Origin of the sequence: Kingella pumchi, from assembly GCF_022288825.1 — a bacterium.
GTDB classification, from domain to species: Bacteria; Pseudomonadota; Gammaproteobacteria; order Burkholderiales; family Neisseriaceae; genus Kingella_D; species Kingella_D pumchi.
This window is the reverse complement of sequence record NZ_JAKOOW010000078.1, coordinates 35,177-56,378: the sequence shown is the minus strand read 5'-3', so window position 1 is coordinate 56,378 and position 21,202 is coordinate 35,177. Positions and strand designations below refer to the sequence as shown.

Genomic DNA, 21,202 nt, shown 5'->3' with positions numbered 1-21,202 from the left:
CGAAAAATTCCGCGCCTTGATGTAAATCAATCGCAGCGTTGCTGAAAATCATTTACAATTACCACCGTTTTCTTTACATTTGGCGGTACCCATGATCCAAACCATCAGCTGGCGCAACACCGAAGCCGCGCCCGACGCTTTTCCCGAGCGTCAGGCGCTGATGCCGATTTGGGGCGGGGTGCCGCTGCCCCAGCCGCAATGGCAGCAAATCTGGCAGCAGGATTTGGCGCAGCCGATCAACGAAGACGCGCTGGCCTATCTGCACATCCCCTTTTGCGCCAACCACTGCGTGTTCTGCGGTTTCTACCGCAATGCTTGGAAAGACGGCTACAGCGCGGTTTATGTCGATAAAGTTATCGAAGAGATGGCCTGCGAAGCCGAGCAGCGCAGCATCGGCGGCAAAATCCGCGCGGTGTATTTCGGCGGCGGCACGCCCACCGCGCTGCACAGCGAAGACTTGGCGCGCCTGATCCGCGCCTGCTACCGATATCTGCCGCTGGCCGATGATTGCGAATTTACCGTTGAAGGCCGCATGAGCCATTTCGGCATGGACAAAGCCCAAGCCTGCATCGACGCCGGCGCCACGCGCATTTCCATCGGCGTGCAGACTTTCAATACCGCCATCCGCAAGCGGCTCGGCCGCAAAAACAGCGGCGAAGAAGCGCTGGCCTATCTGGAAAAACTGTGCCGGCTGGATGCGGTGATTGTGGCCGATTTGATGTTCGGCCTGCCCGCCCAAAACGATGATGTCTGGCAGCGCGATTTGGAGCTGGCTCTGTCGCTGCCGCTCTCCGGTCTCGACACCTACGCGTTTAACTGCTATCCCTTTTTGCCCATCAACCGCATGATCGAAAAAGGCGCCTTCCCCGTGCCACCCGGGCTGGACATGCAGTCGCGCCAGTATGCCTACGCCGTCGCCTATCTGCGCGAGCAGGGCTGGCAGCAGGTGAGCAACAACCACTTCGCCTATCCCGGCCGCGGCGAGCGCAACCTTTACAACACCCTGGTCAAATCCAATATGCCCTGCCTGGCTTTCGGCTCCGGCGCCGGCGGCAACACCCGCCGTTTCAGCTATCAGGTGCAGGGCGATTTGAAAAGCTATCTCGACACGCCCAAAGGCAGCAAAAACCTGTCGTTTATGAGCCGCCACGGCGAACACAAAACCCTGCTCGGCCGCGTCCAGCACGATATCGAACTCGGCCGCATCGACACCTCGCTGTTTTCAGGCTGCCCCGAAGCGCAAAAACTCATCGCCCAATGGCAGAAAATCGCGCTGCTCGAAATCGATCAAGACGGCATCGCCCGCCTTAACACCAGCGGCCGCTACTGGTCGCCTACCCTTACCCGCAAGCTGATGCTTGCCCTCCCGCAAACTTCAGGAAAGGAAAATTCCATGTCTTCACCGCTCTCTGCCGAACAGCAAACCGTACTGCGCCAATCGCTGGCCGACAATCCCGGCCAGATTCTCGAAATGCTCGCCGCCAAACACCAGTGCAGTCTCGAAGACGTAATCCGCTGCCTGCCCGACAACATGATCCGCCACACCGAAGGCAGCCGCATCGTCGAATTTCTGCAGGCGGTGGCCGGCTGGAACGAAGCCGTTACCTTTATCGCCCACACCCCCGACGCCATCGTCGAAGTAACCGGCAAACTGCCCAACGGCAAAGTCGGCCACGGCTTTTACAACTTCCAAGAAGCCGAAGCCGGCGGCGTGCACGGCCACATCTATTATGAAAACTGCCAGCGCATCTACCTGATGGAACGCCCCTTTATGGGCAAAGCCACCTGCTCGCTCAACTTTATGAACAAAAACGGCGGCGCCATGTTCAAAATCTTCGTCGGCCGCGACGAAAACGGCGAACTCAAAGCCCACCAGCTCGAAGCCATGCGCAAGCTGTTTGAAGGAGCCTGACCATGATCCTGCTCTTCGGTGCCAACGGCGCCGCCGGCCGCGCCTTTATCGAACAGCACGGCGGCCACAACCTGACCGCCGTGCTGCGCGCTGCCGACGACGGCTTTTTCGCCGCGTGCAACATCCCCGTGATTCACGCCGACGTGCTCGATGAAGCCGCCGTCGATGCCGCCTTCGAGCGCAGCCGTCCCGACATCGTTATCAGCTTTGTCGGCGGCAAAAACGAAGCCGGCATCCGCAGCGACGCCACCGGCAATATCCACATCATCCGCGCCGCCGAACGCCACACCCCCAACGCCCGCTTCATCCTTATCACCAGCATGGGCTGCGGCGAACAATGGGACGGCATGAGCGAGCGCTTCAAACAGGCGCTCGGCGAAGCCGTGCAGGCCAAAACCGAAGCCGAAAACGTACTGCGCCAAAGCAGCCTGAACTGGAGCATCCTGCGCCCCTGCGGCTTGGGCAACGGCGAGAGCAAAGCCTACCGCTTAAGCGGCAGCGACACCTCCGTGCCCGCCGGCTACATGACCCGCAACGGTCTGGCCGCCGCCGTTTTGGCCGTTCTGAACGATGCCGGCAGCAGCAGCCAAGTCTATTCGGTTACCGGCGACCCGGCCGAAGCAGCCTGAAAGCGCCCCGCCGCCTGCCCGATTAACGGCAGGCGTTTTTTTTGGCTTTCAGGCTGCCTGCAGTAAAACACCGATGGCAGCCTGAAAGCGCAGGCACGGCATACGGCGTGTGCCAAATTTTCAGGCTGCCCGTTTTCAGGCTGCCTGAAAACCCCGCCGCCCTACCCCGCCCGATATTTTTTGCCGCGCTAATTTTCCGCAAATTATCGCCGCCTATAATCCGCCCACGTCGAACAAGACGCCCCAAACAACACGAAAGGAATCCAAAATGAAAAAACTGATGCTTGCCGCCCTGATCGCCATCTCCGGCGCCGCCGTGGCCGACGACTACATCGAATACAAAATGCACCAAGACCCCGCCTACGAGCAAAACCGCGCCAAAGCGGTAAAAATGCTCGAAAAGCGCGGCTACCGCGTGTACAAAATCGAAGCCGACGACCACCGCGGCCGCCCCGCATTCGATGTCGATGCCTACAAAGGCAATGTCGAATACGACATCAAACTCTCCTACCCCGACCTGCGGATTCTGAAAGAGAAAATCGACGACTAAATCCCGTACGGCAAAAAGGCAGCCTGAAACATTTTCAGGCTGCCTTTTGCATGGCCGGCACTTGTGCGGATTTCTAAATTTGCTTGGGAGCTTTCAGGCTGCCTTTTGCCATAGAAAGCGCCGGCGCATCCGCATATAATCGGCAGCCTGATTCACCCGTTTGCAAAGGAAAAAATATGAGTTCGAACCACACCATTCTCCAAACTCTCCCCATCGGACAAAAAGTCGGTATCGCCTTTTCCGGCGGGCTGGATACCTCCGCCGCGCTGTTGTGGATGAAACTCAAAGGCGCGCTGCCCTACGCCTACACCGCCAACCTCGGTCAGCCGGACGAAGACGACTATAACGCCATTCCCAAGAAAGCGATGGAATACGGCGCAGAAAACGCCCGCTTAATCGACTGCCGCGCCCAGTTGGCACACGAAGGCATCGCCGCCATCCAATGCGGCGCGTTCCACATTTCCACCGGCGGCGTGCCCTATTTCAACACCACCCCGCTCGGCCGCGCTGTGACCGGCACCATGCTTGTTTCCGCCATGAAAGAAGACGACGTGAACATCTGGGGCGACGGCAGCACCTACAAAGGCAATGACATCGAACGTTTCTACCGCTACGGCCTCTTGACCAATCCCGCGCTGAAAATCTACAAACCCTGGCTCGACCAACAATTTATCGACGAACTCGGCGGCCGCCATGAAATGAGCGAATTTCTGATTGCCAACGGCTTCAATTACAAAATGTCGGTAGAAAAAGCCTATTCCACCGATTCCAATATGCTCGGCGCAACGCACGAAGCCAAAGACTTGGAATTTCTGAACAGCGGCATCAAAATCGTCAAACCCATTATGGGCGTAGCGTTTTGGGATGAAAACGTGGAGGTGAAACCCGAAACCGTGTCCGTGCGCTTTGAAGAAGGCATGCCGGTTGCATTGAACGGCAAAGAATACGCCGACCCCGTCGAACTCTTCCTTGAAGCCAACCGCATCGGCGGCCGCCACGGCTTGGGCATGAGCGACCAAATTGAAAACCGCATCATCGAAGCCAAATCGCGCGGCATCTACGAAGCCCCAGGCATGGCGCTGCTGCACATTGCCTACGAACGTTTGGTCACCGGCATCCACAACGAAGACACCATCGAGCAATACCGCATCAACGGCTTGCGCTTGGGCAGGCTGCTTTACCAAGGCCGCTGGTTCGACAGCCAAGCGCTGATGCTGCGCGAAACGGCGCAACGCTGGGTGGCCAAAGCCATCACCGGCGAAGTCACCCTCGAATTGCGCCGCGGCAACGACTATTCGATTCTGAATACCGAATCGCCCAACCTGACCTACCATCCGGAACGCCTGAGCATGGAAAAAGTGGAAAACGCCGCTTTCACCCCGCTGGATAGAATCGGCCAGCTTACCATGCGCAATCTGGACATTACCGACACCCGCACCAAACTGGGTATTTACGCGCAAACCGGACTGGTGCAGCTGGGCGAAGGCGCGGTGATTCCGAAGTTGGATAGTAAATAAGGCAAATGTTAAAGGCAGTCTGAAACCTGATTCTCGGTTTCAGGCTGCTTTTTCCATATCAATGGCAAGACGGTATTCAGGCAGCTTCGGGCTTTTATAAAACTTTCAGGCAGCCTGAAAGTACCGCCCCGAGTTTGACAAGCCGCCATCTTTTCATCTATCATTCAACACATATATAAAATTACTTATATATGCTTCTCAGGAGATGAACATGAAACGAAATGTCGGCACAATCGACCGGATTATCCGGATTGTTTTGGGTATCGCCCTGATTGCGGGCGCGCTAATGGGCTATATCGGCTGGTGGGGCTGGATCGGCGTAGTGCCGCTGGCTACCGGTTTAATGTCGAGCTGCCTGCTGTACAGCCTGCTCGGCATCAATACTTGTCCGGTTGATAAAAAATGAGCGCGGCGGACACTTTGCCGCGCATCGGAGCGGACGAAATCGGCAAGTTCGGCAAAGAAGTGCTGCTTATCGACATCCGCAGCCCAGCCGAATACCGGCGCGAGCATATTGCCCAAGCGCTGTGCATCGCGCCCGATGAGTTGGCAGAAAAACTGCCATCTGCCGCCGCCAATGCCGATATATTGGTGTTCCATTGCCTGTCGGGCATGCGCACCGCGCAGGCAGCGGCAACGCTGGCGGCAGCGGCAAACGGGCGCACGGCCTATATTTTGGACGGCGGTCTGCAGGCATGGAAAAAAGCCGGCCTGCCCACCGTCACCGACCGCAGCGCGCCGCTGGATATGATGCGGCAGGTGCAGATTGGCGCCGGCTCGCTGGTGTTGCTTAGCGTTATCGGCGGCGCGGTTTTCTCCCCCGTGTTTTACCTGCTCGCTGCTTTGGTGGGCGCGGGACTGCTCACGGCGGGGCTGACCGGATTTTGCGGCATGGCCAAACTGCTGGCGCGGATGCCGTGGAATCAGGCTTGAAGCAAAGCTGGTACAATCCGCCTGCCACAATATTTCAGACGGCCTTTGCAATACCGACAAAGGCCGTCTGAAACATCTTTTAAAACAAAAACACACCGCAAACCCGCCATCATGGACACCGAAAATCCCCCCTATGAAGAAGCCGCCGCCTTTTTGAAGCTGCTGGCCAACCCCAACCGCCTGGCCGTGCTGTGCAACCTGCACGAAGCGCAACGCAACGTTACCGAGCTTTCGCAGCTTACCGGCCTGCCGCAGGCGGCCACTTCTACACAACTGGCCCTGCTGCGCGAAGCGGGGCTGGTGGCCTGCGAAACCAAGCACCGCGAGCGGCTCTACTATCTGGCCGATGCGCGCGTGGGCGAAACCATCAAACTGCTGTATTCGTTTTTCTGCGCCGAAGCCGAAGATAAAACGCCGTAAAAAACAGCCTGAAACCCGGTTTTCGGTTTTCAGGCTGCTTTTTACTTTTCAGACTGCCTATGCCTGGCGCATCGCCTTTTGCACGCCGAAAATCGATGCCAGCGCCAGCGCGAAGCCCAAGAGCGATTTGGCGTCCATGCTCTGCCCCAAAAACAGCCAGCCCAGTACAAAGGCGCACACGGGGCTGAGCAGGGCGAGCGAAGAAACCACGGCGGGCGGCAGCTTGGCGATGCCGCGAAAATACAGCGCGTAGGCAAACAACGCGCCAAACAGGCTCAGATAGAGATAACCGCCGATATTGGCCGCCGTCAGCGTGTCGGGCGGCGTTTCCAGCAGCAGGGCGGCGGGCAGCAGAAACAGTCCGCCAAACAATAACTGCCAGCCGGTAAAGGCCAGCGCGTTCAGCGAAATGCGCCAGTGTTTCGACAGATACACGCCCAGCGCCATGCCCGCCGCGCCGGTGAGCGCCGCCGCCATGCCCCAGCCGTCAAACCGCGCCTGCGGCGACAGCACCATCAGCGCGATGCCCGCCACCCCCGCCGCCGCCCAGCCCCATGCGGCTTTGGGCGGCATGTTTTTACCGATCAGCCAGCCTAATAGCAGAATCATCAGCGTCTGCGTCGAGCTGAGCGTGGCCGCCAGCCCGCCCGGCAGGCGGTAGGCGGAAACAAACAGCATGGCCTGAAACAGGCCGATATTGAGCACACCCAGCAGTACCACCCGCGCCCATTCGCCGCGTGCGGGCGCGCGGCGGGTGTAGGCCAGCAGCAGCAAACCGGCGGGCAGCACGCGGATCAGCGCGGCGGTAAACGGGCGGTTGGGCGGCAGAAATTCGGTGGTAACCAGATAAGTGCTGCCCCAAATCAGCGGGGCAAGGGCAGTAATCAGCAAATCGCGGTTGCGGGCGGCGGACATGGGTTTTCCTTGGCGGATGCGTTCGGGCGGGATCAGGCAGCCTGAAAAGCAGTTTATGGATTTATCTTAATGGCGAGACAAATTAACGCAGCAACTGTCTTGCTGTCAAGATAAAATAGCGCACTGACTGACCAACCGGCACAAAGGAGACGCTATGAACGCCCAGGAGCAAGACGCGGTGGACGCCATCGCCGCCCAATGGCACAAAGAGCTGCCCGCTTTGGCAGCGGAAAACATGATACTGATCGGCCGGCTCAAACGCTGCGCCGCGCAGATCGACCGCGAATTGGAGCGGGTATTTGCCGCGCACGGGCTGGGCGGCGGGCTGTTTGACGTACTCGCCACCCTGCGCCGCAGCGGCGCGCCCTACACGCTGACGCCCACCGAGCTTTACTCGTCGCTGATGGTCAGCTCCGGCACCATCAGCACCCGCCTGAAAAAGCTCGAAGCCGAAGGCTGGATCGAGCGCCTGACCAACCCCGAAGACGCCCGCAGCCTGCTGGTGCGCCTGAGTGCCAGCGGCAAAGAACGGATCGAACAGGCCGTCTTCCCCCACGTGGCCAACGAACAGCGCCTGCTCGACAAGCTCGACCCTGCAACGCGGCAGCGCCTGGAGCAGGATTTGAAAAGCTGGCTGGCCATCTTGGAAAGCGACAATCAGGCAGCCTGAAAGACTGAAATCCGCTTTTCAGGCTGCCTGCCGCCGCGCCTGCCAAGACTGTTCAGGCAGCCTGAAAAAAGATGCCCTTACGCTTTTCAGGCAGCCTGAAAGCCGCAAAAACCCACCGGCGGCAGCAAACCCTGCTACGATAGCCGCCCTTACCCCGTTTCCCGAGTGGCCGCCATGCTCGAACTGAAAAACATCTGCAAACGCTTCCCCGCCAAAACCGTTGCCCGCGACATCAGCCTGACGGTGGAAAACGGCCGCATTCTGGCGGTGCTCGGCGCCAGCGGCAGCGGCAAATCGACGCTGCTCAATATGATCGCCGGCCTGACCGAGCCCGACAGCGGCGACATCCTGCTGGCCGGCCGCCGGCTCAACGGCCTGCCGCCGCAGCGGCGCGGCTGCGCGATGATGTTTCAGGATTTCGCCCTGCTTCCGCACCTGAACGTGTGGCAGAACGCCGCCTTCGGCCTGCGCCTGCGCGGCACGCCCAAAGCCGAAGCCCGCCGCCGCACCGAAGCCGTGCTCGAACAGCTGGGCATGGCCGCGCTTGCCGAGCGCCGCGTTACCGCTCTTTCCGGCGGCGAACAGCAGCGGGTGGCGCTGGCGCGCGCGCTGCTGGCCGAGCCGCAGGTAATGCTGCTGGACGAACCGTTTTCCAGTCTCGATACCGTGCTGCGCAGCCAATTACAGGCGCAGGTGCGCGAACAGGTTGTCCGCTGCGCCGTGCCCGCCGTGCTGCTCAGCCACGACCCCGCCGAAGCCTGCCTGACCGCCGATGCCATCGCCCTGCTGGCCAACGGCCGCATCATCCAGCACGGCACGCCGCAGCAAATACTGGCGCGGCCGGCATCCGCCGCCGCCGCCCGCCTGCTCGGCTGCCTGAATGTCAGCGAAACGCGCTATGTGCCGCCCGACGCCATCCGTCTCGGCGGCGAAGGCGAGAGCTGCCGCATCGCCGGCATCTTCCGCCAGCCCGAACGCTGGCGTGTCGAACTCGATCACCCGCAGCTGGGCCGGCTGACCACCTTTTGCGAGCAGGCCGAGCGGCCGGACTGGGACTGGCATTGCAAGGCCGCCGTCGATTACGCGCGGATAGTCGGTTTTAACGGGCAGGCAGCCTGAAACCGCAGCAAACACGTCTTTTCAAGCCTGCAAAACGGCAAAAAGCAGCCTGAAAGCCAAAATCATGGTTTTCAGGCTGCTTTTTTGTTGGAAAACGAAAAAACACCCGCAGTTGCCTGCGGGCGTTTGGATGAGATGCCGGTTTACACTTTGGCGGCAGCGGCCACTTCGGCTGCGTAATCGACTTCTTTTTTCTCGATGCCGTCGCCCACTTTGTAGCGGACGAAATTCACCACTTCGGCGCCGTTCTCTTTCAGGAACTGGGCAACGGTCTGGTCGGGGTTCATCACGAAAGCCTGGCCGTTGAGGGTCACTTCGGCAAGGAATTTTTTGATGCGGCCTTCAACCATTTTGGCGGCAATGTCGGCGGGTTTGCCGGACTCGATGGCCTGCTGGGTGTAGATGTGGCGCTCTTTTTCCACGGTTTCGGCGTCCACCTGGTCTTCGGATACGCATTGCGGTTTGGCGGCAACGATGTGCATGCCGACTTTGCGGGCAACGTCTTCGGCGCCTTTGTATTCCACCAGCACGCCTTCGTTGGCGGCGGCGCCGTGGATGTAGGCGGTCAGCGAGTTGGCGGTTTCGATCAGCTGGAAGCGGCGCACGCTGATGTTTTCGCCCAGTTTGGCGATCACGGCTTTGCGCTCTTCTTCCACCAGCGCGGCCAAATCTTCAACGGAAGCGGGTTTTTTCGCTACCGCGGTTTTGGCTACAGACTGGGCGAAAGCCAGGAAACCGGCGTCTTTGGCAACGAAGTCGGTTTCGCAGTTGATTTCCACCAGTGCGCCGGCATTGCCTTCGATGGCGTAGGCCAGCACGCCTTCGGCGGCGGTACGGCCGGCCAGTTTGCCGGCTTTGGCGCCGGATTTGATGCGCAGGATTTCTTCGGCTTTGGCCATGTCGCCGTCGGCTTCCACCAGCGCTTTTTTGCATTCCATCATGCCCAGGCCGGTGGCGGCGCGCAGATCGGCAACCATTTTCGCAGTAATATTCGCCATTTTTTCAAACTCCTAAAGTGTTACGGCCGCAGCCGCATTCAAAACGGGGCAGGCTGCCTGAAAAGGGCGGACAGCCTGCCTGAAAGGGAAAAGGGGCGAGCGCCCCTTGTGCGGGAAGCCCCGCTTATTGTGCTTCGGCAGCGGCCTGTGCGGCGGCTACGGTTTCCTGCAGCGACTGGTTTTTGCCTTCCAGTACCGCGTCGGCGATGCCGCGGCAGTACAGGCGGATGGCTTTGGCGGAGTCGTCGTTGCCGGGGATGATGTAGTCCACATTGTCGAAGCTGTTGTTGCTGTCGACAACGGCGATAACCGGAATGCCGAGTTTGGCGGCTTCGACGATGGTGCCGTGCTGGTAGCCGGTGTCAATCACGAAAATGGCGTCGGGCAGGCCTTTCATGTCTTTGATGCCGCCCAAAGAGCGCTGCAGTTTTTCCACTTCGCGGGTCATGTCCAGCAGCTCTTTTTTGTTGTAGCCGCTGGCTTCGCCGTTTTCCAAAATGGCAGCTTTTTCTTCCAGGCGTTTGATCGACTGTTTGACGGTTTTGTAGTTGGTCAGCATGCCGCCCAACCAGCGGTGATCGACATAGGGCATGCCGGCGCGGGTGGCTTCTTCGCGGATGATGTCGCGTGCCTGGCGTTTGGTGCCGACAAACAGTACGGTGCCTTTGTTGGCAACCAGACGGCGGACGGCTTCTTGGGCAGCCTGAAACAGCGGCAGGGTTTTTTCCAGGTTGATGATGTGGATTTTGTTGCGCGCGCCGAAAATGTATTGTTCCATTTTCGGGTTCCAGTAACGGGTTTGGTGGCCGAAGTGTACGCCGGCTTCCATCATCTGGCGCATGGTGATTTGAGACATTGAATTTCCTTACAAAGGGTTAAAGCAGACATTTGCGCAAGAACTTTGCAGACAAAGCACCCTTGTCGCGGCAAATGCGAGCGTTTGGTTGAAAATAAAAAAGGCTTCCAAAACGAAAGCCGGCGGATTATAGAGAGTTTCCCGCCGGCGGACAAGTGCGGCGGGGCGGCAAAGCGCCCTGCGCCGACTTTCAGGCTGCCTGCCGCCGGCCGCCTTTTGGCAGGCAGCCTGAAAACCGCCAAACGGGCGTGGCGGATTTTGGCGGTATAATCGCCCCCTTTTTGATGTTTCCGCCCGCTTTCAGGTAGCCGCTTGCAAACGGCGGACGGGGCAGTCTTTCAGGCAGCCTGAAAAGGAGTTTTGCCGCAATGGTTGTTCGTTTGAACGAAAAAAAACTGGCCGATTTTGTGGCGCTGTGCGCGGCGCGCAACGATGCCTTCGGCCTGCTCAAGGCGCTGACGGTCTGGCTGCGCCGCGGCAAGGCCAAGCGCGCGCCGCAGCGGGTGCAGGCCTTGTTGTCGCTGCTGAAAAAAGACCCGCAGCTGCGCGCGCAGACGGCGTCGATGTTCTGCCGCTGGCTCGGCAGCGTGCGCCTGTACCCGCTGTTTATCAGCGTGGGGATTTTCTCGCGCGAAGGCTTCGGCCGCGAGCTGGCCGACCGCCTGTACGAGCGCATCAATCCTTCTTACAAAGACCCAAAAGACCTGCGCGACGTGTTTGCCATTCTGTTTAGCGACGAGCACGACGGCCGCTGGCTGACGGCGGTGCCGATTCATCTGTGGGCGTCGCTGCTGCGGCTGCTGCGCGCGGCAGCGGGCGAGAGCGAGCGTGAAACCGTGCACCGCTATCTGCGCCAGGAAGGGCTGTATGCGGTGGAAATGCTGTCGATCTGGGTGGCGGCCGAAGAGCTGGAGCCCGACTTAATCCGGCTCGACACCAAACTGCTGGACGCCGATTCGCCCTTTGTCGCCCTGAAGCGCGAAGTGGCGCACTGGGTGGAAGCGCGCAGCAGCAACACGCCTTTTGACGACAGCCATTTGTATGTGATGCTCGACCAGTGCCGCCGCCAGGTCGAACACCTGCGCAAACGCGGCACCGGCGCCGGCGCCGGCTCGTCGCTGGGGGTGGCGCACCTGCTAGAGCGGCTGGAGCAGACCCTCAACCGCATGACGCTCCTGATGGACGTATTCTCGCCCGAGCAGATTCCGCCGCGCTGCCTGCTCGAGCTTACCGGCACGCTGGCCAACGCCGCTGCCGAGCAGCACAGCATTTCCTGGCTGTGGAAGCGCAGCGTGAAAATGCTCTCGCGCAGCATCACCCAAAATACCAGCGACCACGGCGAACACTACATCACCCGCAATAAAAAAGAGTTTCGCGGCCTGTTTTATTCCGCGGCCGGCGGCGGCGTGCTGATTGCGCTGATGTCGCTGTTTAAAATCTATCTGGGCACCAAAATCGACAACCATTTCTGGCGCAGCATCGCCGAAGGTTTGAACTACGGCATCGGCTTTATGCTGATTTTCGTGCTGCACGGCACCGTCGCCACCAAGCAGCCGGCGATGACCGCTTCCACCATCGCCGCCGCCGTCGAGCGCAACGACGGCAAGCGCGCGGTCAACCAAAAGCTGGCGCAGCTTTTGGTGGACGTTTTCCGCTCGCAGGGCGTGGCGGTGTTCGGCAATATGTTTGTCGCGGCCACCCTGGCGCTGCTGATTACCCTGTTTTACGGCCTGTACCACGGCACGCCGCTGCTCAACGACGCGCAAATCCGCTACCAACTCAAAGCCATCGACCCCGCCGGCCCCACCCTGTGGTATGCCGCCATCGCCGGCGTGTGGCTGTTTTGCTCCGGCATCATCTCCGGCTTTTTCGACAACCGCTGCGACTACCTCAACCTGCGGATGCGCCTGCGCCACCATCCCTTGCTCAAACGCCTGCTGCCCCAACGCGCGCGCAACTGGTTTGCCGACTACTGGCACCGCAACTACGGCTCGCTGGTGGGTAATGTCTGCTTCGGCATGCTGCTGGGCATCACCGGCTTTTTCGGCCACGCCACCGGCCTGCCGCTCGACATCCGCCACGTCGCCTTCTCTTCCGCCAACGTCGGCTACACCGTTGCCAGCGGCGGCCTCGGCCTGTGGGTGTTTATCCGCAGCATTGTGTTTGTACTGATGATCGGCGGCGTCAATCTGCTGGTGAGTTTTTCCATCACCCTGTGGGTGGCGCTGCGCTCGCGCGAAACCAAAATCGACAGCTGGTGGGGCGTGTTTGCCGCCTTCTGGCAGATTGTCAAAGAACGGCCGTCGGTGCTGTTTTGGCCGCAGCCTGAAAGCGAAAGCCCCGCCGATGTCAAAGATGGAAAAGACGGCAAAGACGGCGGCAAAAAACCCGACCAAGCGAGCGGCGCCAAAGCCGACGCGCCGCCGGCCAAAGCCGACGGCAAAAGCTAAACCGACCCAGCAGCCTGAAAAAAGCAGCCTGAAAGCCGTTTTCCCCTTTTCAGGCTGCCCCACACCCGCAAGGACAAGCCCATGAACAAACTACTCGCCGCCCTCACCGCCCTGTGCCTGGCCGCCGCCGCGCACGCCTTCGACAGCCGCGAACTCACCGTCCAGCTGCAGGCGCCCAAAACCGTGCAGGGGCGCTTTACCCAACAAAAATACCTGCGCACCCTGACCAAGCCTGTAACCACCAGCGGCCGCTTCGCCCTGCACCCCGGCCACGGCCTGTTCTGGCACCTGCAAAAACCCTTCGAGCTGCGCCTGCGCGTGCGCCGCGACGGCATCAGCCGCCAAGACGCTTCCGGCGCCTGGAAAAGCAACGGCAGCCAGAGCACGCAGGCCGCCCAAGTCAAACTGTTTATGGCGGTACTCGGCGGCGACACCGCCGAGCTGCAGCGCCACTTCACCCTCAAACTCAGCGGCAGCGCCGGCAATTGGCAGCTGCTGCTCTTACCCAAAACCGTGGTGATGAAGCAGGTGTTTGAAAACATCACCATCAGCGGCGATAAGCTGGTGCGCCGCATCGAGCTTAAAGAAAAACAGGGCGACCGCACGGTGATGCAGTTTGAACAGCTGCAAACCGACCAAGCCCTGGATGCCGCCGCCAAACAGGCGCTGGAATAGGCAGCCCGAAACCCAAAGGCAGCCCGAAACGCCCATCAACGCCCACTATGGTGCGCGGTGCGCACCCTACAGCGGGTTGTTCGGGCGTTTCAGGCTGCTTTGTGATGAAAGTGCCGGTAGGGTGCGCACCGCGCACCAAAACGCGCAAACAAACCCAAGCAGCCTGAAAGTCGCCATCCCCATTGCCGAAACAACCTGTCCCGCTCTGTGAGGCAAGTTGAATTTCCCCGCCCAAACTGCTAAACCCCACCCGTTTTTTTACCTTAAAGGCAACCTGAAAGCCGAAGGCAGCCTGAAAGACCCGTCCGCCGTCTTTCAGGCTGCCTTGCCTTTGCCGGCGCGCTATAATGCGCGCCGTTTTCCATCCGCCGCCAAGGCAGCCTGAAAAAAATGTCCGCTACCGCTTCCCCCCTGCTTTCCCTGCTCCACCGCCCCGCCGACGCGCTGCTGGCGGAAAACTGGACGGCCGCGCAGTTTGCCGCCGCCACCGCCGCGCTGGCGGTTCGGCTGCGCGAAAACGACGTGCATACCGTGGCGCTGTGGTTTGACGACGGCGCCCGTTTTGCCTCCGCCCTGCTGTCGGCCTGGCAGGCGGGCGCCGAAGTGTATCTGCCGCCCAATCTGGCCGATGCCAACCGCAGCTGGGCGGATCAGGCCGGCGCGCTGTGGCTGAGCGACGACGAAACGCTTTCAGGCTGCCAATGGCATTACGGCGCCGATGCCGAGCAGGTCGACGCGCCGGCGCAGGCAATGCCGCTGCCGGCCGCCGGTGCCCGCCTGCGGCTGAAAACCTCCGGCTCGTCCGGCGAAGCGAAAGTCATCGAAAAAACCTTTGCCCAAATGCAGGCCGAAGCGGCGGCGCTCTCGCGGCGGCTGCCGGCGGCATGGCGCGGTTTGACGGCGCACGGTAGCGTCAGCCCGCAGCATTTGTACGGCCTGAGTTTCCGCGTCTTTGCCGCGCTTTCCTGCGGCTGGGTGCTCGGCCGGCGCCAATGCGTTTATCCCGAAGACCTGATCGCCGCCAGCCGCGCGCCCTGCATCTGGATTGCCAGCCCGGCGCTGCTGAACCGCCTGGGCGAAGCGCGCGACTGGCCGCGGCTGCGGCAAAACCTGCGCGGCATCGTCAGCGCCGGCGGCATGCTGCCGGAGAGCACCGCCGAAATGCTGCACGGCAAACTCGACTTTTTCCCGCACGATGTGTACGGCAGCACCGAAACCGGCGCGGTGGCGCTGCGCGAAGGCGGCGGCGCGTGGACACTGCTGCCGGCAGTTTCCGCCGATATCAGCGGCGGCGGCACGCTGGCGCTGGAAGCGCCGTGGACGGCAGGCCGCCAGCAGACCGCCGATGCCGCCGAATTGTCCGGCAGCAGCCTGAAACTGCTTGGCCGCCAAGACCGCATCATCAAATTTGAAGACAAGCGCGTGTCGCTCAACCAAATCGAGCACGACCTGCTCGAGCATCCGTGGACGGACGACGCCCATTGCGGCCGCCATCCGCAGCACGGGCGCATCGCCGCCTGGGTGGCGCTCAATGCCGAAGGCATCGCAGCCTGGCGCGAACAGGGGCGGCCTGCGGTTATCGACGCGCTGCGCCGCCATCTGGCGCAAACGCAGGACACCGCCGCGCTGCCGCGCTACTGGCGTTTTGCCGCCGCGCTGCCGCGCAATCCGCAGGCTAAAATCGGCGAGCAGGACTTTCAGGCTGCCTTTACCGTACCGCAAACCGCGCCGCAATGGCGTTTAATCGAACAAGACCAAAATAGCGGCAGCTACCGTTTTTCAGGCTGCGTGCCGCTCGATCTGGCCTGGTTCGGCGGCCATTTCGCCACCTTTCCGCTGGTGCCCGGCGTTATCGAAGTGCAGTGGGCGATGGATCTGGCGGCGTCATTAGGCTGGGCAAACGGCAGCATCAAACAGATTGAAAACCTGAAATACCAGCACTTTGTGCGGCCGAACGACACCGTCGATCTGACGCTGCGCTACGACGAAGCCAAGCGCAAAATCCACTTTTCCATCACGCAGGGCGACACCGCCTGCGCTTCGGGCAGGGTGGCGCTTCATGGCTAAATGGGCGCGGCTGTATGCGCTGCTGCTGGCGGCGGCCGCGGTGCTGCTGGCCATCTGGCTGCCGCAGGGCGGGCGGATTGAGACCGACTTTGCCGCGCTGCTGCCGGCCGATGCCGGCATCGATGAGCTGTGGCGCGCCGCCGATCAAGCCAACGAACGGGCGCTCAACGGCCAGATTCTGCTCTTGGTGGGTGCATCCGATGCCGAGCAAGCCATTGCCGCTGCCGAAAACACCGCGCGGCAATGGCGCCAGAGCGGCCTGTTTGCCGCGGTGGACAGCCGCATCAACCCCGATTTGGACGCGCTGCGCGCGCAAATCCGCGCGCTGGGCGTCAATGCGCTCGATGCGCCCAACCGCCGGTTGCTGGACAGCGATCCGGCGGCCTATTTCCAAAGCCGCGCCGAAGATGCCGCCGACCCGTTCGCGCAAAACCTGCTGCCGCTGGAGCAGGACTGGCCGGGCTTCGGCCGCTTTGTGCAGCAAAAGCAGCCCGCCGGCCGCCTACAATGGCACAGCGGCAGCGGCATGCTGTTTGCCGAGCATGAAAACATTACTTGGGTGCTGCTGCGGGCCAGGCTGCCTGAAACCGGCATCGGCGCTCAGGAAAAACTGCTGCCGCTGCTGGATGCCACCCGCGATACGGCGGCGCGCAAGGGATACCGCGTCCTTGCCGCCGGCGGCGCGCTGTTTGCCGCCGATGCCAAACACAAATCCGAGCGCGAAAGCACGCTGATGTCGGCGCTGGGGCTGGGGCTGACCTTTGCCCTGCTGCTGGCGGTGTTCCGCAGCCTGCGCGTGCTGGCGCTGTTTGTGCCGCTGATTGCCGGCATGCTGCTGGGGCTGGCGGCGGTGATCGGCCTGTTCGGCCACATCCATATTCTGGCGGTGGTGATCGGCACCAGCCTGGTCGGCATGATGGTCGATTTTCCGCTGCACTGGCTGGCGCCTTCGGTATTCGAGCGCGGCTGGCAGGGCGTGCCGGCGATGCGCCGTGTGCTGCCGGCGTTTTGCGCCAGTTTGGCGATTACCGTTACCGGCTATCTGCTGCTGGCGTTCACGCCGCTGCCGGTGCTGCGCCAAACGGCGGTGTTTTCGGTGACCGCGCTCTGCGGCGCTTTTGCAGCAACGGTTTTGCTGCTGCCGCCGCTGTTTAAAGGCTATGCCGCGCGCGAAACCTGGTTTGCCGGCGCGATGCGGCGCGCGGCTGCTTGCAAAGTGCATCTGCTGCTGTGGCCGCTGCTGCTGTTTGCTGCCGCAGGCAGCCTGAAAAGCAACTGGCAGGACGATATCCGCGACTGGGTGGCGCTCGATCCGGCGCTCTTGGCCGACACCAAAGCCGTGGCCGACATCAGCGGCAGCGACAGCAGCGGCCGCTTCGTGCTGGTGGCCGCCGGCAATACCGACGAGCTTCTGCGGCGCAACGCCGAAGTGGAAACCGCCCTAGCGCCGCTGTTGGCGCAAGGCAGCCTGAAAGGCGTGCAGTCGCTCAACCAATGGCTGCTGCCGCAGGACGAACAGCGCCGCCTGCAGCGCCGTTTGCGCGACATCGCCGAGCAGCCTGAAAACTTCGCCGCATTCGAGCAGCTGGGCGTGCCCGCCGCCACCGTTCAGGCTGCCCTGCGCGATGCCGCTAAAGCGCCGCCGGTGTCGCTGGAGCAGGGTTTGCAGCCTGAAATCGCCGAAGCGTGGCGCAGCCTGTATCTGGGCAAAATCGGCGCGCGGCACGCCAATATCGTGCGCATTCAGGGCGCCGCCGGCAGCGGCGATCTTGCCGCCGCGCTGGCAAAACTGCCGTGCAACCGAAACGGCGGCGCCTGCGCCCGCCTGATCGACAAGCGCCAGCACCTGAACGGCCTGTTCCGCCACACCCGCAACCAGGCCGCCTGGCTCAAGCTCGCTTCCTTCGCGCTGGCGTGGCTGGTGCTGTGGCGCGTGTTCGGCGCGCGGCGCGGCAGCCTGATCCTGCTGGTGCCGCTCACCGCCGCCGCCGCCACGGTAGGCATGCTCGGCTGGCTCGGCCTGCCGGTGAGCCTGTTCGCCATGTTCGGCCTGCTGCTGGTGGCCGCCATCGGCGCCGACTACGCCGTCTACGCCCTCACCGCACGCGAACCCCCCGCCGCCAAACTCGGCGGCATCCTCCTCGCCGCCCTTACCACCGCCATCTCCTTCCTGCTGCTTGCCATCAGCACCACCCCCGCCGTTGCCGCCTTCGGCATCACCGTATCGCTCGGCGTGGGGCTGAACGTATTGCTCTCGGCCTGGCTGCTGAAGAAGGAAGGCGCGGGGCGGGAGGCCGTCTGAAAAAGGCTACCTGAAAACGTGAGCTTCAACTAATGAATCGACATCTTGGCAAAGCTAAGGTTGGACTTCTGCAAAACTAAAATATAGCTTCTTAATAAAAAGTGTGCCGCCTATCCTTGATCACAATTGTGAGGTGGCATTCAAAACAATCGTTAAAATTTGAGGATAAGAAAATGCAAGAACAGGAAAATAGTAAAAATCAGGAAGTACAAGACAATCACACAATGACCAAACTGCAAGATGTATTCAACCTTGCACATGACCAAGCTCATCCTGACAAAATCGATGCCGCCATCCGTGCCAATACGCGGGTATCTGGAACTAACATGTGGGTATTGATGTTTGCCATTGCCGTGGCGAGTATCGGTTTGAATGTAAACAGCACGGCGGTAGTGATCGGGGCGATGTTGATTTCTCCGTTGATGGGGCCGATCGTCGGTGTGGGTTACGGTGCCGCGGTAGGCGATACTGCACTGATCCGCCAAGCAGCACGCAATATTATTGTGTTCATCGCCATCAGTTTGGTTACCGCTACACTGTATTTCCTGCTAACCCCGCTGAAAGAGGCGCAAAGCGAGCTTTTGGCGCGTACCCAGCCAACCCTATGGGACGTGTTAATTGCCTTCTTCGGCGGTAGTGCAGGCATTGTGGCATTAACGCGCAAAGAAGGAGGCAATGCCATCCCAGGTGTGGCAATTGCCACTGCACTGATGCCTCCTCTGTGCACGGCGGGCTATGGACTAGCACACGGTAACTGGCACTATTTTTTCGGTGCTTTTTATCTGTTTGCCATCAACTGCGTGTTCATCGCTTTTTCCACCCTACTGTTTTCCAAACTACTTAAGCTGCCGCGCAGGGGGCTGGTAAGTGAGACCAAACGCAGACTGCACCGTATTATTATCACAGCCGTAGTGTTGGCAGTGATGATTCCGAGCGGATATATGGCATCGGGACTAGTGCGTCAGGAGCTGTTTAATACCAAAGCCAACAATGCCATCGCCGCTGCACAACAGCAGGAAGGTTTTTTCGTGCTGCGTAAAATGGTGAACTACAAAGAACGTGCAGTCGGGCTGATTGTCAACGGAACAGGGAATGCCGAGAAAATTACCACTCTGCTGGTCACAAATCTGAAAGCGGCAGGTATAAAAGAACCGCAAGTGAAAGTAGTCTATGCGGGGGGCAGTGACACCAAAATTGAAGAACTGCTGGCAAGCCATAACAACTCGGTGCAGTTACAGAACAAGCTGGAAGAGCAGCAGGCCTACATCGATACCGTGCTGGCGGGCAAAACCACCAGTCCCGAAGACGTAGCAGTACTGAGGGAAATCAAAGCCCAATATCCGGAAGCCGAAAAAATCGTTGTTGGGCGCGGTTTGGTTTGGGAAAAAGCACAAACTGCACCCGCTACGCAGGAGCAGCCTGAGAGAGTTCAAAGCGAAGAAGCGGACGCAAGTAACAATATTGTTGTCTCCCTCGAATTCGACCAACCTCTGCCCGCCAAAGACCGCGAACGGTTACAGGCATGGTTGAACCAGCGTTATGAAGGTACAGCGGTGCGCTTGTTGGTCAATACCAAAGTTTTGGACAAATAGGCCATCCCTCAAATATTTCGCCTGAACCCCGGAGGCTGGCTAGAACTTTTCAGGTAGCCTCCCCTAATGTGAATTATGAATGACGAAACCTGCCCGCCTAATATAAAAAGGCCGTCTGAAACTTAAACCCATACGGTTTTATATATTGATGCCGCGCAAACCTTATCCCTCCATTTTCAGGTAGCCTTCCAGGCCGTCTGAAAGGCTATCTGAAACCCACACCCCCACCCCTAAGGAGACCAAACATGTCCCAATCCTGCGATATCGCCATCATCGGCGCCGGCCCCTCCGGCGCAGTCGCCGCCGCCCTGCTGCTCAAACACGGCTTTTCCGTGTGCGTGCTCGAAAAGCAGCATTTCCCGCGCTTTGTGATCGGCGAGAGCCTGCTGCCGCACTGTATGGAATTTATCGAAGAAGCCGGATTTCTGCCCGCCGTCGAAGCCGAAAAGCGCTTCCAGTTTAAAAACGGCGCCGCCTTTACCTGGGGCAGCCGCTACACCTATTTCGACTTCACCGACAAATTCACCGCCGGCCCCGGCACCACTTTCCAAGTGCGCCGCGAGATTTTCGACAAAATCCTGATCGACGAAGCCGCCAAGCAGGGCGCGGACGTGCGCTTCGGCCACGCCGTTACCGCCTTCGCCGACACCGACAGCGGCGCCCGCCTCACCGTGCAGCCTGAAAACGGTGCCGAATACGTGCTGGAAGCCAAATTCGTGCTCGATGCCAGCGGCTACGGCCGCGTGCTGCCGCGCCTGTTGGACTTGGACACCCCGTCCCATCTGCCCGTGCGCGAAGCCCATTTCACCCATATCGACGACAACATCAGCGACCCCGAGTTCGACCGCAACAAAATCCTGATTTCCACCCACCCCGAACACCGCGACGTGTGGCTGTGGCTGATTCCCTTCGGCGACAACCGCTGCTCCATCGGCGTGGTCGGCCTGCCCGAGCGCTTTGCCGGGCTGGGCGATTCCGAAGCCATCCTGCGCCGCTACGCCGACGAAGTCCCCATGCTCAAACGCGTGCTGGCCAACGCCCAATGGCACAACGACTTCCCTTTCCGCAAAATCAGCGGCTACTCGGCCAACGTCAAAGCGCTCTACGGCAAACACTTCGCGCTGTTGGGCAACGCCGCCGAGTTTCTCGATCCGGTATTCTCATCTGGCGTAACCATCGCCATGCACTCGGCCAAACTCGCCGCCGACCTGCTCGGCCGCCAGCTCAAAGGCGAAACCGTCGATTGGCAAAGCGGCTTTGTCGAACCTTTGATGGTGGGCGTCGATGCCTTCCGCACCTATGTTGAAGGTTGGTACGACGGCAGCTTCCAAGACGCCATCTACGCCCCCGAGCGCAACCCCGAAATCGGCCGCATGATCAGCTCGATCCTTGCCGGCTACGCCTGGGACACCGCCAACCCCTACGTGGAAAAATCGCAGCGCCGCCTTGAAGCGCTCGCCGCCACTGTCGGCCCGCAGGAATGCCGTTAAACCGGCATTAAGTGCTGTTCAGGCTGCCCTGCCGACAGGGCAGCCTGAAAACCCAAGCAGCCTGAAACACTGTTTCAGGCTGCCTTTTCCCGCTCCGCAGCAGCTTG

Annotated in this window: 18 protein-coding genes; 15 read left to right on the top strand and 3 right to left on the bottom strand. The window is 60.5% G+C overall.

The genetic code is table 11. The features are described from left to right. The first annotated feature begins 91 nt into the window (after positions 1-91). The 7 genes from hutW to MB824_RS11495 all read left to right on the top strand — a co-directional run bounded on the left by hutW (position 92) and on the right by MB824_RS11495 (position 5,961). A complete protein-coding gene (hutW, locus tag MB824_RS11525; protein ID WP_238748683.1) occupies positions 92-1,912 on the top strand; it encodes a heme anaerobic degradation radical SAM methyltransferase ChuW/HutW in 1,821 nt (606 codons plus the stop codon). A gap of 2 nt (positions 1,913-1,914) precedes the next feature. Continuing rightward, a complete protein-coding gene (locus tag MB824_RS11520) occupies positions 1,915-2,541 on the top strand; it encodes an NAD(P)-dependent oxidoreductase (RefSeq protein WP_238748682.1) in 627 nt (208 codons plus the stop codon). Positions 2,542-2,809: 268 nt separating this feature from the next. Next, the gene (locus MB824_RS11515) at positions 2,810-3,091 is read left to right on the top strand and encodes a PepSY domain-containing protein (RefSeq protein ID WP_238748681.1); all 282 of its coding nucleotides are present in this window, start codon (positions 2,810-2,812) and stop codon (positions 3,089-3,091) included. A gap of 176 nt (positions 3,092-3,267) precedes the next feature. Further along, entirely contained in the window at positions 3,268-4,608 is a 1,341-nt protein-coding gene (gene argG / locus MB824_RS11510) for an argininosuccinate synthase (RefSeq protein WP_238748680.1), read from the top strand. A gap of 211 nt (positions 4,609-4,819) precedes the next feature. Beyond that, positions 4,820-5,014, top strand: a complete 195-nt coding sequence (locus tag MB824_RS11505) for a YgaP family membrane protein (protein WP_238748679.1) — start codon at positions 4,820-4,822, stop codon at positions 5,012-5,014. Then, complete coding sequence (locus tag MB824_RS11500; RefSeq protein WP_238748678.1) at positions 5,011-5,541, top strand: rhodanese-like domain-containing protein; 531 nt, start codon at positions 5,011-5,013, stop codon at positions 5,539-5,541. The genes MB824_RS11505 and MB824_RS11500 overlap by 4 nt, the downstream gene beginning before the upstream one ends. Positions 5,542-5,652: 111 nt before the next feature. Beyond that, positions 5,653-5,961 carry an ArsR/SmtB family transcription factor gene (locus MB824_RS11495; RefSeq protein WP_238748677.1) on the top strand — a complete coding sequence of 103 codons (309 nt, stop codon included), beginning with the start codon at positions 5,653-5,655 and terminating at the stop codon, positions 5,959-5,961. 57 nt (positions 5,962-6,018) lie between these two features. On the opposite strand, the gene MB824_RS11490 is transcribed toward MB824_RS11495, so the two are convergent. Next, complete coding sequence (locus MB824_RS11490) at positions 6,019-6,876, bottom strand: EamA family transporter (protein WP_238748676.1); 858 nt, start codon at positions 6,874-6,876, stop codon at positions 6,019-6,021. A gap of 154 nt (positions 6,877-7,030) precedes the next feature. Here MB824_RS11490 and MB824_RS11485 point away from each other — a divergent pair, with 154 nt between their 5' ends. Next, entirely contained in the window at positions 7,031-7,546 is a 516-nt protein-coding gene (locus tag MB824_RS11485; protein ID WP_238748675.1) for a MarR family winged helix-turn-helix transcriptional regulator, read from the top strand. Positions 7,547-7,720: 174 nt separating this feature from the next. Beyond that, complete coding sequence (locus MB824_RS11480; protein WP_238748674.1) at positions 7,721-8,665, top strand: ABC transporter ATP-binding protein; 945 nt, start codon at positions 7,721-7,723, stop codon at positions 8,663-8,665. A 143-nt stretch (positions 8,666-8,808) separates the two neighbouring features. Here MB824_RS11480 and tsf read toward each other — a convergent pair whose 3' ends face one another. Both tsf and rpsB read right to left on the bottom strand, forming a co-directional pair. Beyond that, positions 8,809-9,663, bottom strand: coding sequence for a translation elongation factor Ts (tsf, locus tag MB824_RS11475; RefSeq protein ID WP_238748673.1), 855 nt, complete (start codon positions 9,661-9,663; stop codon positions 8,809-8,811). Positions 9,664-9,787: 124 nt separating this feature from the next. Then, positions 9,788-10,519 carry a 30S ribosomal protein S2 gene (rpsB, locus tag MB824_RS11470; RefSeq protein ID WP_238748672.1) on the bottom strand — a complete coding sequence of 244 codons (732 nt, stop codon included), beginning with the start codon at positions 10,517-10,519 and terminating at the stop codon, positions 9,788-9,790. 368 nt (positions 10,520-10,887) lie between these two features. Here rpsB and MB824_RS11465 point away from each other — a divergent pair, with 368 nt between their 5' ends. The 6 genes from MB824_RS11465 to MB824_RS11440 all read left to right on the top strand — a co-directional run bounded on the left by MB824_RS11465 (position 10,888) and on the right by MB824_RS11440 (position 21,095). After that, a complete protein-coding gene (locus tag MB824_RS11465; protein ID WP_456077656.1) occupies positions 10,888-12,969 on the top strand; it encodes a site-specific recombinase in 2,082 nt (693 codons plus the stop codon). Between the two features lie 81 nt (positions 12,970-13,050). Then, positions 13,051-13,644 (top strand): LolA family protein, encoded by a 594-nt coding sequence (locus tag MB824_RS11460; RefSeq protein ID WP_238748670.1) that lies wholly within the window; start codon positions 13,051-13,053, stop codon positions 13,642-13,644. Between the two features lie 390 nt (positions 13,645-14,034). Further along, positions 14,035-15,711 (top strand): ApeI family dehydratase, encoded by a 1,677-nt coding sequence (locus MB824_RS11455; protein ID WP_238748669.1) that lies wholly within the window; start codon positions 14,035-14,037, stop codon positions 15,709-15,711. Continuing rightward, positions 15,704-18,013, top strand: coding sequence for an MMPL family transporter (locus MB824_RS11450; protein WP_238748668.1), 2,310 nt, complete (start codon positions 15,704-15,706; stop codon positions 18,011-18,013). The genes MB824_RS11455 and MB824_RS11450 overlap by 8 nt, the downstream gene beginning before the upstream one ends. A gap of 173 nt (positions 18,014-18,186) precedes the next feature. Continuing rightward, positions 18,187-19,605, top strand: a complete 1,419-nt coding sequence (locus MB824_RS11445; RefSeq protein ID WP_238748667.1) for a TIGR00341 family protein — start codon at positions 18,187-18,189, stop codon at positions 19,603-19,605. A 245-nt stretch (positions 19,606-19,850) separates the two neighbouring features. Further along, complete coding sequence (locus MB824_RS11440) at positions 19,851-21,095, top strand: NAD(P)/FAD-dependent oxidoreductase (RefSeq protein WP_238748666.1); 1,245 nt, start codon at positions 19,851-19,853, stop codon at positions 21,093-21,095. Positions 21,096-21,202: the final 107 nt, after the last annotated feature.

Bases quoted from the DNA above. Each gene is read 5' to 3' on its own strand.
- MB824_RS11460 (WP_238748670.1), top strand. From the start codon at position 13,051: ATGAACAAACTACTCGCCGCCCTCACCGCCCTGTGCCTGGCCGCCGCC.
- MB824_RS11455 (WP_238748669.1), top strand. From the start codon at position 14,035: ATGTCCGCTACCGCTTCCCCCCTGCTTTCCCTGCTCCACCGCCCCGCC.
- MB824_RS11505 (WP_238748679.1), top strand. From the start codon at position 4,820: ATGAAACGAAATGTCGGCACAATCGACCGGATTATCCGGATTGTTTTG.
- MB824_RS11480 (WP_238748674.1), top strand. From the start codon at position 7,721: ATGCTCGAACTGAAAAACATCTGCAAACGCTTCCCCGCCAAAACCGTT.
- MB824_RS11485 (WP_238748675.1), top strand. From the start codon at position 7,031: ATGAACGCCCAGGAGCAAGACGCGGTGGACGCCATCGCCGCCCAATGG.
- rpsB (WP_238748672.1), bottom strand. From the start codon at position 10,519: ATGTCTCAAATCACCATGCGCCAGATGATGGAAGCCGGCGTACACTTC.
- MB824_RS11490 (WP_238748676.1), bottom strand. From the start codon at position 6,876: ATGTCCGCCGCCCGCAACCGCGATTTGCTGATTACTGCCCTTGCCCCG.
- MB824_RS11440 (WP_238748666.1), top strand. From the start codon at position 19,851: ATGTCCCAATCCTGCGATATCGCCATCATCGGCGCCGGCCCCTCCGGC.
- MB824_RS11520 (WP_238748682.1), top strand. From the start codon at position 1,915: ATGATCCTGCTCTTCGGTGCCAACGGCGCCGCCGGCCGCGCCTTTATC.
- MB824_RS11515 (WP_238748681.1), top strand. From the start codon at position 2,810: ATGAAAAAACTGATGCTTGCCGCCCTGATCGCCATCTCCGGCGCCGCC.
- MB824_RS11445 (WP_238748667.1), top strand. From the start codon at position 18,187: ATGCAAGAACAGGAAAATAGTAAAAATCAGGAAGTACAAGACAATCAC.
- MB824_RS11495 (WP_238748677.1), top strand. From the start codon at position 5,653: ATGGACACCGAAAATCCCCCCTATGAAGAAGCCGCCGCCTTTTTGAAG.
- argG (WP_238748680.1), top strand. From the start codon at position 3,268: ATGAGTTCGAACCACACCATTCTCCAAACTCTCCCCATCGGACAAAAA.
- hutW (WP_238748683.1), top strand. From the start codon at position 92: ATGATCCAAACCATCAGCTGGCGCAACACCGAAGCCGCGCCCGACGCT.
- MB824_RS11500 (WP_238748678.1), top strand. From the start codon at position 5,011: ATGAGCGCGGCGGACACTTTGCCGCGCATCGGAGCGGACGAAATCGGC.
- tsf (WP_238748673.1), bottom strand. From the start codon at position 9,663: ATGGCGAATATTACTGCGAAAATGGTTGCCGATCTGCGCGCCGCCACC.
- MB824_RS11450 (WP_238748668.1), top strand. From the start codon at position 15,704: ATGGCTAAATGGGCGCGGCTGTATGCGCTGCTGCTGGCGGCGGCCGCG.
- MB824_RS11465 (WP_456077656.1), top strand. From the start codon at position 10,888: ATGGTTGTTCGTTTGAACGAAAAAAAACTGGCCGATTTTGTGGCGCTG.